This window comes from Kosakonia sp. BYX6, from assembly GCF_038449125.1.
In the GTDB taxonomy this organism is placed as follows: Bacteria; Pseudomonadota; Gammaproteobacteria; order Enterobacterales; family Enterobacteriaceae; genus Kosakonia; species Kosakonia calanthes.
The window spans coordinates 1,490,030-1,502,167 of record NZ_CP151800.1 but is presented as its reverse complement, the minus strand read 5'-3'; the positions used below and the strand labels follow the sequence as shown (position 1 = coordinate 1,502,167).

General features: G+C 55.2%; 9 protein-coding genes and 1 pseudogene. 3 read left to right on the top strand and 7 right to left on the bottom strand.

The window, feature by feature from the left end; translation table 11 throughout:
• Positions 1–59 precede the first annotated feature (59 nt).
• From hutH to hutI, 5 genes and pseudogenes are all read right to left on the bottom strand, one after another.
• Entirely contained in the window at positions 60–1,598 is a 1,539-nt protein-coding gene (gene hutH / locus AAEY27_RS07045) for a histidine ammonia-lyase (RefSeq protein ID WP_342324196.1), read from the bottom strand.
• 2 nt (positions 1,599–1,600) lie between these two features.
• Positions 1,601–3,283 (bottom strand): urocanate hydratase, encoded by a 1,683-nt coding sequence (hutU, locus tag AAEY27_RS07040; protein WP_342324195.1) that lies wholly within the window; start codon positions 3,281–3,283, stop codon positions 1,601–1,603.
• 142 nt (positions 3,284–3,425) lie between these two features.
• Positions 3,426–4,163, bottom strand: coding sequence for a histidine utilization repressor (locus tag AAEY27_RS07035; protein ID WP_342324193.1), 738 nt, complete (start codon positions 4,161–4,163; stop codon positions 3,426–3,428).
• Positions 4,164–4,203: 40 nt separating this feature from the next.
• A complete protein-coding gene (gene hutG / locus AAEY27_RS07030; RefSeq protein ID WP_342324191.1) occupies positions 4,204–5,163 on the bottom strand; it encodes a formimidoylglutamase in 960 nt (319 codons plus the stop codon).
• Positions 5,160–6,427, bottom strand: a pseudogene (hutI, locus tag AAEY27_RS07025) (imidazolonepropionase). Before hutI ends, hutG begins: the two are co-directional and overlap by 4 nt.
• A gap of 461 nt (positions 6,428–6,888) precedes the next feature.
• On the opposite strand from hutI, the gene ypdK reads away from it, so the two are divergent.
• Positions 6,889–6,960, top strand: coding sequence for a membrane protein YpdK (gene ypdK, locus AAEY27_RS07020; protein ID WP_099458783.1), 72 nt, complete (start codon positions 6,889–6,891; stop codon positions 6,958–6,960).
• A 50-nt stretch (positions 6,961–7,010) separates the two neighbouring features.
• Here ypdK and alaC read toward each other — a convergent pair whose 3' ends face one another.
• Positions 7,011–8,252, bottom strand: a complete 1,242-nt coding sequence (alaC, locus tag AAEY27_RS07015) for an alanine transaminase (protein WP_342324189.1) — start codon at positions 8,250–8,252, stop codon at positions 7,011–7,013.
• 389 nt (positions 8,253–8,641) lie between these two features.
• Between alaC and AAEY27_RS07010 the strand changes: the two genes are divergently transcribed.
• On the top strand, positions 8,642–10,327 hold the full coding sequence (locus AAEY27_RS07010; RefSeq protein WP_342324188.1) for a sensor histidine kinase: 1,686 nt from the start codon (positions 8,642–8,644) through the stop codon (positions 10,325–10,327).
• A 12-nt stretch (positions 10,328–10,339) separates the two neighbouring features.
• Positions 10,340–11,068: a LytR/AlgR family response regulator transcription factor gene (locus tag AAEY27_RS07005; RefSeq protein ID WP_342324186.1), complete on the top strand. Its 729-nt coding sequence runs from the start codon at positions 10,340–10,342 to the stop codon at positions 11,066–11,068.
• Here the strand turns inward: AAEY27_RS07005 and glk are convergent.
• On the bottom strand, positions 11,065–12,030 hold the full coding sequence (gene glk, locus AAEY27_RS07000; protein WP_342324184.1) for a glucokinase: 966 nt from the start codon (positions 12,028–12,030) through the stop codon (positions 11,065–11,067). The genes AAEY27_RS07005 and glk overlap by 4 nt on opposite strands.
• Between the last annotated feature and the right edge of the window lie 108 nt (positions 12,031–12,138).

The following is a 12,138-nucleotide window of genomic DNA, read 5'->3' as shown; positions in this document are numbered from 1 at the left end:
ACTCGCTGACATAACCGGAAGTCACTGAATCCATCATATCTCCTTATCGTTTTTTGAAATCAGCCATCAAATGTGGCCAAACAACCCTCCGGCAGTAGCCGCGTCAGTTGCCGCTCGCGCAATAACTGCATCGCCGTGTCGATATCCGGTGCGAAGTAGCGGTCTTTATCGTAATGAGGAACCTGCTCACGCAGCAGATGGCGGGCTTGTTCCAGCAATGGGCTGGTGGCGAGCCCTTCGCGCATATCCAACCCCTGGCAGGCGGCGAGCCACTCCACGGCAATGACGCCGCGCGTGTTCGCCGCCATCTCCCATAAGCGACGACCGGCGGCAGGCGCCATCGAAACGTGATCTTCCTGGTTTGCCGATGTCGGCAGGCTATCGACACTGTGTGGGTGCGCCAGCGCTTTATTTTCGCTTGCCAGCGCCGCCGCGGTGACCTGGGCAATCATAAAGCCGGAGTTTACACCGCCATTTTTCACGAGAAATGGCGGCAGTTGCGACATATGGCTATCCATCAACAACGCGATGCGCCGCTCCGACAGCGCACCGATTTCGGCGATCGCCAGCGCGAGGTTGTCTGCCGCCATCGCCACCGGCTCCGCGTGGAAATTGCCGCCAGAGATCACCTCGTTTTCAGCGGCGAAAACCAGCGGGTTATCCGATACCGCATTAGCCTCGGTGAGCAACACGTCGGCAGCGAAACGCAGTTGTGTCAAACACGCGCCCATCACCTGCGGCTGGCAGCGCAATGAATAGGGATCCTGCACCTTGTTGCAGTTGTGGTGAGATTGCGCAATCGCGCTGTCATCGGTCAGAAGATGGCGATATAACGCCGCCGCATCAATTTGCCCACGCTGACCGCGCACTTCATGAATTCGCGCATCAAAGGGGCGACGAGAGCCCAGCGCCGCTTCGGTGGTCAACGCACCGCAAACCACTGCCGAAGCAAACAGATCTTCGGCTTCAAACAAGCCACGTAGCGCAAACGCGGTAGAGGTTTGCGTGCCATTAAGCAGCGCCAGCCCCTCTTTCGCCGCTAACGTCAGCGGTTCCAGCCCGGCGTTTTTCAGCGCTTCGGTGGACGGCAGCCATTTCCCCTGCCAGCGGGCTTTGCCCTCGCCAAGCAAAGTGAGTGACATATGCGCCAGCGGCGCAAGATCACCGGAAGCACCAACCGAGCCTTTTGCGGGGATCCACGGCGTAACGCCCGCGTTGATCATACCTACCAACAGCTGAATCACCTGCAAGCGGATGCCGGAAAACCCGCGCGCCAGGCTGTTCACTTTCAGCAGCATCATCAGACGCACCATCGCATCGTCCAGCGGTTCGCCAACGCCCGCAGCGTGGGAAAGCACCAGCGAGCGTTGCAGGTTTTCGAGATCGTCGGTGGCGATACGGGTTTGCGCCAGCAGGCCGAAACCGGTGTTGATGCCGTATGCCGTGCGCCCTTCCGCCATGATGGCATTCACACACGCCACGCTGTCATTAATGGCGGCAAATGCGCTGTCATCAAGCGTCAGGTGCAGCGGCTGATGGTAAACAGCGCGCAACTGCGCCAGAGTCAGTTGACCGGGAATAAGGTTGAGATTGTTCATGATTAGCGGTGCCCCTGCGTTGCGGCGATCATCGGAAGATTAAGCCCCTGCTCTGCGGCGCATGCAATCGCACTGTCATAACCCGCATCGGCGTGGCGCATCACGCCGGTTGCCGGATCGTTATGTAACACGCGAGCAATGCGTTCCGCCGCTTCATCGGTGCCATCGCAGACAATCACCATCCCGGCATGCTGAGAAAAGCCCATGCCAACGCCGCCGCCGTGATGCAGTGACACCCAAGTTGCGCCGCTGGCGGTGTTGAGCATGGCGTTAAGCAGCGGCCAGTCTGACACCGCGTCGGAGCCATCGCGCATCGCTTCGGTTTCTCGGTTCGGGCTGGCGACCGAGCCGGAATCCAGATGATCGCGGCCAATCACAATCGGCGCGGAGACTTCGCCACTACGCACCATTTCGTTGAAGGCCAGCCCCAGTTTTTGCCGCCACTCCAGCCCCACCCAACAGATCCGCGCCGGTAAGCCCTGAAAACTGATGCGCTCGCGCGCCATATCCAGCCAGCGGTGCAGGTGCTGATCGTCAATCATCGCTTTCACTTTGGCATCGGTTTTGTAGATATCCTGCGCATCACCGGAGAGCGCCACCCAACGAAACGGGCCAATGCCCCGGCAGAACAGCGGGCGAATATAGGCCGGAACGAAACCGGGGAAATCAAAGGCGTTTGCCACCCCCATCTCTTTGGCCATCTGGCGGATATTGTTGCCGTAATCGAAGGTCGGAATGCCCATCTGGCTGAACGCCAGCATGGCGTTAACGTGTTGCGCCATGCTGCGTTTCGCAGCCTGCACCGTGCCCTGCGGATCGGACTCGCCCCGGCGTTGATATTCGTCCCACGTCCAGCCTTGCGGCAGGTAACCATGCAGCGGATCGTGCGCGCTGGTCTGGTCGGTCACCATATCCGGGCACACGCCGCGTTTGACCAGCTCCGGTAAAATCTCTGCCGCGTTGGCGCACAGCGCAATGGAGACAGCTTTACCTTGCGCCGTGTAGTCCTTAATTCGCGCCAGCGCGTCATCCAGAGAAGTGGCTTGCTCATCGACATAACGCGTGCGCAGACGGAAATCGATGCGGCTCTGCTGGCACTCAATAATCAGCGAACAGGCGCCGGCAAGCGTTGCCGCCAGCGGTTGCGCCCCGCCCATTCCGCCAAGCCCCGCCGTTAACACCCAGCGCCCTTGTAAATTGCCGTGATAATGCTGACGCCCGGCTTCAACAAAGGTCTCATACGTTCCCTGGATGATTCCCTGACTGCCGATATAGATCCAACTTCCGGCGGTCATCTGGCCGTACATCGCCAACCCTTTCGCATCCAGTTCGTTGAAGTGCTCCCAGGTCGCCCAATGCGGTACGAGGTTCGAGTTGGCAATCAGCACGCGCGGCGCGTTGTCGTGGGTTTTAAACACGCCAACCGGCTTGCCGGACTGCACCAGCAATGTTTCGTCGTGCTCCAGTTTTTTTAGCGCTTCAACGATGGCGTCATAACATTCCCAATTACGTGCCGCGCGCCCGATGCCGCCATAAACCACCAGTTCATTGGGATTTTCAGCCACATCCGGATCGAGATTATTCATTAACATGCGCAACGGCGCTTCGGTAAGCCAGCTTTTTGCGTTCAGCGTCGTGCCTCGTGGCGCGCGGATTACCTGCTGGCGAGAAAGGGTGTGCGGCATCGTTGTTCTCCTGAATCAGGCGTTGGGTGTCTAAACACCTATACTTGTCTATACAATTGAACCGCGCAAGGCAGGATTTAACAATAAAGATACAATTTTATGATAGTGCGCCAGCAATCACGCTTTTGCAGGCGCGAAGGGATCAGGAACTAAAATGGCCCTGCAAACGGTAGCGTGCGCCGGGGAAAAGCAGGCGGGCGTGAGAAACAATATGTGAGGTCGACCAGGTTCGGCGGCGAATCAGCAAGCAGGGATCGTGCTCTTTGATCTGCAACAAGCGGCACTCTTCTGCGGTTGCCTGTACCGCTTCGACAATATGTTCCCCTTCGGTCAATGGCGCGACCAGCGACAAATAGGCATGCGCGGTGGTTTGCGTGTAATCCTGTTGCAAATAGTCGGGCGCGACTGCGGCATTGACGGTGCGATCCTCAATCTGTACCGGTATCTCGTTTTCGAAATGCACCATCTTTGAGTGGAAAATCCGCGTCCCCTCTTCCACATTTAGCGCGGCGGCCTGCGTCAGGTCGGCACGCGTCTCTTCGAGCAGCAACACTTCGCAGCGATGTTGATGGTGGCGAGCGGCGATTTCATCGGCGATGCTGCGCACTTCGAACAGCGCGGACTGGCCTTTAGGCTCGGCGACAAAGGTGCCGACGCCCTGCAAACGCACCAGCAAGCCTTCGTCCGTTAGCTCGCGCACCGCGCGGTTGATGGTCATGCGGCTAAAACCAAATTGCGCCACCAACTCGGCTTCAGACGGAATGCGGTCATGTGGGTGCCATGTGCCGTCGTAAATCTTCTCGCTGATAGCCTGCTTCACTTTTTCATAAAAAGGCACCGGCGCACTGGCGGGTGCAAGTCGGGGGCGGGGCGAAAACATGCGCGCTATTCCTTATCTCAGTTATCGGGCGAATATACCGTTATTGCTGCCACCAGTGGGCGATTTGCCATGCCAGCCGCGCCGCGGCTCTGGCACCCTGCCCGGCGTTGTCAAACGCGGGGTTAAACTCCACCAGATCGACCGCCTGCAATTTACCGCTGCGACACAGCGGCTCAACAATACGCAACAGCAAGCAGAGCGGGATGCCGAGCGCGGCAGGCGCTGAAACCGCGGGCATTTCCCCGCCGGGAAGCACGTCGAGATCGATGGTCAAATAAAGCCTGTCGTAGCTTACGATATTGCGTTCGATTTCCGGCAATACATGGGCATCAAACGCATTCAGCACGGACAAATCTTCAATTACCGTCACTTCTCGACGCGCGGCTTCATCCCACAATGCTTGTGTATTCGCCGCCCGGCTGGCACCGATGCAGCAATAATGAAAATCACGCTGCTGCGCCTCGCAATGCAGCGCCAACTGGCGAAATGGTGTGCCTGAACTTGCATAAGGCGCATGGCGTAAATCAAGATGCGCATCCAGATTGATGATGCCAACCCGCTCATGCGGGAAGGCGTCGAGAACCGCAGAACCATGACCAAACGCGGTTTCATGCCCGCCGCCGAACACCAACGTCCGCATCTGCGCATGCTGGCAGGCCAGCGCCGCATCATGCAGCGCCTGTTGCGCGCGCTCCAGTTGCTCCTGCTGCGCGCGGAGATTACCCATCTCCACTAACTGTTCGTGCCCGGCATGGCTGGCCATATTCGCCAGCGCTTTACGCAGCACATCCGGCCCCTGCGCGGCACCGGCGCGACCCAGGTTGCGTTTAACGCCTTCATCGCATTCAAAACCGAGCAATGCGACCTTGCCGCGATGCTGTTGTGGCGCGAATTCGCCCGTATTTGTCAGCGTCTGAAAAACGCGAAGCGCGTTCGCCGCTTCGCCGCTGTCGTCCCGACCCTGCCAGACCGATTGCTCAACCGGATGCCACAAATTCATGCGCTCACCTCGCCGCGAAAAATGCGCTGATAGAGCGGGTTACGGCCCGGTTCGTACACCATCTCCACCGGATGCGCGGCATCCCACACCACAAAATCTGCGACAAAACCTGCGGCTAACTGACCGTGCGTATGCTGGCGGCCAAGCGCCTGTGCGGCGTTTCGCGTGACGCCCGCCCACGTTTCTTCCGGCGTCAGACCGAATTTCACGCAGGCCATATTCATCGCCAGATGCAGGCTGGCAAACGGGCTGGTGCCGGGGTTGTAATCTGTGGCAACCGCGATCGGCACCTGTTGCTGGCGCAACAGTTCTACCGGCGGTTTTTGCGTTTCGTTGAGGAAGTAGAACGCGCCAGGCAGCAGCACGGCTACGGTGCCGCTGGCGCGCATCGCCATCACGCCTGCTTCGCTAAGGTACTCAATATGGTCGGCGGATAAGCCCTGAAAGCGGCTGACCAGTTGCGCGCCGCCCAGCGGTGAGAGTTGCTCAACATGGCCTTTTACCGGAATGCCCAGCGCACGCGCGGCGTGAAACACACGTTCGGTTTGCGCCGGGGTGAAACCCACGTTTTCGCAAAATGCATCAACGGCCTCGAACAAGCCTTTTTGCCACAGCCCAGGCAGGATGGTTTCGCAAACAAGCTGGATATAGCCATCCGCATCGTCTTGATATTCGGGCGGCGTTGCATGCGCAGCGAGCAAAGTACGGCTGATTTCAACCGCATTATTCTGCGCCAGCAAGCCAGCCACGCGCAGCATTTTCTCTTCGCTTTCAAGGTCAAGACCGTAGCCAGATTTGATTTCAAGCAGGGTGACGCCTTCACGCATAAGCCTTACCAACCGCTGCTGCGCCAGTGCGGTCAGTTCCGCTTCGCTGCTCTGGCGAGTCGCCCGCACGGTGGCATTAATCCCACCGCCCGCCGCGCTGATCTGCTGATAGGAAACGCCATTGAGCCGTTGTTCCCACTCCTGTGCGCGGTTACCGCCAAAAATCAGGTGCGTGTGGCAGTCGATCAAACCGGGCGTCACCAGGCGGCCTTCAACATCCACGCTATGCGGCGGGTTTGCCGGAAGCTCCACGTCTGGCACAACGGCACGAATCTTGCCGTTACGCACCACAAGGGCATGTTTTTCAAGCAGGCCATAAGCGTGTGAAAGCGTGGGATCCATGGTTGCCAGCGTCGCGTTGCGCCAGATGCGATCGTCAGAGGTCAGCTCAATCATACGTTTCCCTTGTCATAGGTTGTATAGACATTTATTTGCATAATGATTGCGTTGTCAACTGCGCATAGTTAGTCGTCAAAACTGCACAGCCAATTATTTTTTTGTCTGCCGTGCGCCCACTTTTCTGCTGCCGTCCAATTCCGGATTTGTACAGAATGTGAGTTAGCTCAAAAAATTAGCCTTATAATTCAAGCGGAAATGAAGCGTTTCAGCACCAGCATTATTTCGTCGCTCAACGCTGATTTATTTAGCAGCGAAAGTATTGTGTCGCCAAAGCCCGACACATTGTAAGTTACTAAAATTAAATAGAAAAAAGGCTCTTGTAAGGCCTAAAAATTAAGCGTACATTAGCCCCCGTTTGGTGATGAATTCACCCGAAATTCTGAGATGGAGCTGTGGCCGAAAGGGAGAAAACTCTCATTTTCACTTTGGCGTAGTTTCACCTCTCTATACTCAGTCCTGATAGGTCATGAATGCATACTTTGTATGCGGAGCGATGAACGTGAAATATTTCTTTATGGGCATTTCGGTGATGGTCATTGTTTGGGCCGGTACCTTCGCCCTGATGATCTGACCTGAGCGATTACTGCAAGAAAAAAATAAGGAGCCTTTCGGCTCCTTTTTTTATGATTCCAAGTCTTCCGTCGTACCCTTCTGCGTGACCGGAAGTAGTCCATCGGCGCGAAACATGGTTTTGATGCCGCGCACCGCCTGGCGGATACGATCGCGGTTCTCGATTAACGCGAAACGCACATGCGTGTCGCCATAATCACCAAACCCGATGCCGGGCGAAACGCACACTTTGGCCTCTTTCAGGAGCTTTTTGGCAAACTCCAGCGAACCCATCGCCGCATAAGGCCCGGGAATTTTCGCCCACACATACATCGACGCTTTCGGCATTTCAACCATCCAGCCCGCTTCGTGCAGGCCTTTCACCAGCACATCGCGGCGGCGTTTGTACTGCGCGGCGATATCGCGTACGCATTGCTGATCGCCTTCCAGCGCGGCGATGGCCGCCACCTGCAACGGCGTGAATGTTCCGTAATCGTGGTAACTTTTGATGCGCGCCAGCGCGTTAACCAGCACCGAATTACCGACCATAAACCCAATGCGCCAGCCCGCCATGTTGTAACTTTTCGACAGGGTGAAGAATTCAACCGCGACATCGCGCGCGCCCGGCACCTGCATGATCGACGGCGCTTTCCAGCCATCATAAACAATATCGGCATAGGCGAGATCGTGAACCACCAGCACATCGTAGCGCTTCGCCAGCACCACCACTTTCTCGAAGAACTCCAATTCCACGCACTGCGCGGTCGGGTTCGACGGGAAGCCCAAAATCATCATTTTCGGCTTCGGATAACTTTCGCGGATCGCGCGTTCCAACTCATTAAAGAAATCGACGCCTTCAACCAGCGGCACGGATCGCACCTGCGCCCCGGCGATCACTGCACCATAAATATGGATCGGATAGCTCGGGTTTGGCACCAGCACCGTATCGCCATGATCCAGCGTTGCCAGCATCAAATGCGCCAGCCCCTCTTTTGAACCAATGGTGACGATGGCTTCGGTTTCCGGGTCGATATCCACCTGATAACGATCCTGGTACCAGCGGGAAATGGCCCGACGCAGACGCGGAATACCGCGCGAGGTCGAGTAACCATGGGTATCCGGGCGTTGTGCCACAGTGCACAGTTTCTCAACGATATGCGGCGGGGTTGCGCCATCGGGGTTGCCCATACTGAAATCGATAATATCTTCGCCGCGACGTCGCGCAGCCATTTTCAGTTCAGCAGTGATATTAAATACATAGGGGGGAAGACGATCGATGCGCGTAAAACGACGTTCAGGACTGAAGTCAGCCATAGATTCCTCGGAGTAACGTTAGCGCCCGGACCGTCCGAGCGACGTCGCTGCACGTGCAGCGTGTTTAGAACATAGCCCGAAAAATTTCCTGCTGTCGAGAGGGATTAGGAAAAATAATGCACTGGCATAAAAGCGGAAGCATGATTTAGGAAAGGGAACTTTATATTTTCCCCTTATCGCCAAATTGCTCATTAAATTTAACAATATGATAAAAATAAAATTACCTTGATAAACCGCTATTTGCTGGAGCTCGCGTAGATTCTTTTGACGCCTTTAAATCCCCTTTTGGAAAAGTGGTCTTTCCTCATTCATCTAATCAATAGGATGTCTGGTCATATGTCCCAGGGTTTTTTATCATAGAAGTTTGACGTCCATCACATGAGCCTCCCGTGCACGAAATATTCGATATGCTGTTGGCGGTTTTCGACCGTGCGGCATTAATGCTGATCTGCCTGTTTTTCTTGATTCGCATCCGCCTATTCCGCGAGTTGCTGCACAAAACAGCCCACTCACCGAAAGAGTTGCTGGGCGTAACGGCCATCTTTTCCCTGTTTGCGCTGTTCAGTACCTGGTCTGGCGTTCCGGTTGAAGGTTCCTTGGTTAACGTGCGCATTATTGCGGTGATGTCCGGCGGTATTTTGTTCGGCCCGTGGGTCGGAATCATCACGGGAATCATTGCCGGGACGCATCGTTATTTGATTGATATCGGCGGCGTGACTGCGATCCCCTGCTTTATCACCAGCATCATTGCCGGGGTGATGTCCGGCGTGATTAACCGAAAAGTGCCAAAAGCGCAGCACTGGCGGGTGGGCATTATCGGCGGGATGATTTGCGAAACCCTGACCATGACGCTGGTGGTGCTGTGGGCACCGTCGGCGGCGCTGGGGTTTGATATTGTGTCGAAAATCGGCGCGCCAATGATCCTCGGCACCGTTTGTATCGGTTTTATCGTCCTGCTGGTGCAAAGCGTCGAAGGGGAAAAAGAGGCTATCGCCGGTCGCCAGGCGAAGCTGGCGCTGGATATTGCCAATAAAACCCTGCCCTTGTTCCGTAACGTCAACAGCGAATCCTTGCGCCAGGTTTGTGACATCATCCGCCGGGATATTGACGCCGATGCGGTGGCCATCACCAATGTTGACCATGTATTGGCCTATGTTGGCGTCGGTGAAAGCAACTACCTCGACAGTGACGATATTATTAGCCCGACCACTTACCAGGCAATCAACACCGGCGAAATCATCATTAAAAACAATGATGAAGCGCACCGAACGCCGGAAATCCATTCGATGCTGGTGATCCCGCTGCGCGAGCAAGGCATCGTCACCGGCACACTAAAAATTTACTACTGCCATGCGCACCAAATTACCTCCTCGTTACAGGAGATGGCGGTCGGCTTATCGCAGATTATCTCAACGCAACTGGAAGTTTCTCGCGCTGAGCAACTGCGGGAAATGGCAAACAAAGCCGAGCTGCGCGCGCTGCAAAGCAAAATCAACCCGCATTTTCTGTTTAACGCGCTGAACGCTATTTCGTCGTCCATCCGTCTGAACCCGGATACCGCGCGGCAGCTCATTTTTAATTTGTCGCGCTACCTGCGCTATAACATTGAATTAAAAGACGATGAGCAGATCGATATCAAAAAAGAGCTCTATCAAATCAAGGATTACATCGCCATTGAACAGGCGCGGTTCGGCGATAAATTGACGGTCATTTATGACATTGATGAAGAGGTCAGTTGCGTCATTCCTAGCTTGCTAATCCAGCCGCTGGTGGAAAACGCCATTGTGCACGGTATTCAGCCGTGTAAGGGTAAAGGCGTGGTGAATATCAGTGTCGAAGAGTGCGGCAACCGCGTGCGCATCGCGGTGCGCGACACCGGTAACGGCATCGATCCAGAGATGATCGCCCGAGTTGAAGCGGACGAAATGCCGGGTAATAAGATTGGTTTGCTGAATGTCCACCAGCGCGTGAAGTTGCTTTATGGCGAAGGGTTGCATATTCGCCGCCTCACGCCGGGCACGGAAATTGCGTTTTATGTTCCTCACCAGCCGTCGCTTGCGACCGTGTTGCCGTGACAGGAGAAACCGATGAAAGTCATCATTGTTGAAGATGAAATCCTGGCGCAACAGGAACTGAGCTGGCTGATTAAAGCGCACAGCCAAATGGAGATTGTCGGCACGTTTGATGACGGTCTCGACGTGCTGAAATATTTACAGCACAACAAAGTTGACGTCATTTTTCTCGATATCAATATCCCGTCATTGGACGGCGTACTGCTGGCGCAAAACATCAGCCAGTTCGCCCATAAGCCGTTTATCGTGTTTATTACCGCCTGGAAAGAGCATGCGGTGGAAGCCTTTGAGCTGGAAGCGTTTGACTACATTCTGAAACCGTATCAGGAGTCGCGCATCATCAATATGCTGCAAAAGCTGGAAACCGCCTGGCAGCAGCAATCCGGCGCAGCTAACAGCCCGCAAGCGCGGGAAAATGCGACTATCAATCTGATCAAAGATGAGCGCATTATCGTGACCAGCATTCACGATATTTATTATGCGGAAGCGCATGAGAAGATGACGTTCGTCTACACGAAGCGGGAATCTTATGTGATGCCGATGAACATCACCGAGTTTTGCAGCAAACTGCCTGCGGCGCATTTCTTTCGCTGCCACCGCTCGTACTGCGTGAATCTGGATAAAATCCGCGAGATCGAACCGTGGTTTAACAACACCTATATTTTACGGCTGCGGGACCTGGATTTTCAGGTTCCCGTCAGCCGTAGTAAGGTAAAAGAATTCAGGCAGTTAATGAATCTTTAGAGGAAGTAACCCAGCGCCTGGCGCAAATGCGCGCCAGAACCGATTAGGCCTGGGTTATCGTGCACGATCAGATAGACCGGAATATCCTGCACATAGGATTTGAAACGCCCTTTATCTTCAAACCCGCCGCGAAAACCGGAAGCAGTGAAGAAATCGAGGAAGCGCGGCACGATCCCCCCCGCAATATAGACGCCACCAAAGGTGCCGAGATTCAGCGCCAGGTTGCCGCCAAAACGCCCCATAATTACGCAGAACAACGACAGCGCACGGCGACAGTCGATGCAGCTATCTTCCAGCGCGCGCTCGGTGACGTCTTTCGGTTGCAGGTTTTCCGGCAGACGACCGTCGGATTTCACAATCGCATGGTACAGATTGACCAGGCCAGGGCCGGAAAGGACGCGTTCGGCGGAAACGTGGCCGATTTCGGCGCGTAATTCTTCGAGGATAATCCCCTCTTCTTCACTGTTCGGCGCGAAATCCACATGACCGCCTTCGCCTGGCAGGCTTACCCAGCGTTTATCGACATGCACCAGATGCGCGACGCCAAGCCCGGTGCCTGCGCCATACACGGCAATCGGTTTACCCTCCACAGGCGCAGAGCCGCCAAACTGAATCAGGTGCTCGGGTTTCAACATTGGGATCGCCATTGATACAGCGGTAAAGTCGTTAATAATTTCCAGATGGGAGAAGCCGAGGTTTTTCTTCATTTCGGCAATGGAGAAAGCCCAGGTATGGTTGGTCATCGCGACCCAGTCACCGGTAATTGGGCAGGCAATTGCGATACAACCGGCTTCAACACTGACATCGTGTTCTTCAAGGTAAACACGCACAACGGCTTCCAGGCTGGGATAGTCGAGGCCGGAGTAGGTTTTGGCCCGGGAGATGTCACCGCTATCAACATCACACAACGCTAAGCGCGCGTTAGTGCCGCCCACGTCCCCCACTAAAGCATATTTTGTCATTCTTTTACGGCTCCGCTAAAGTCAGAACAAATCTTTGGCACACTGTAAATTCAAGGCGCTGTAACGACAACGACCATATCACGAGAGCCCCATTATTATCGATCTTTG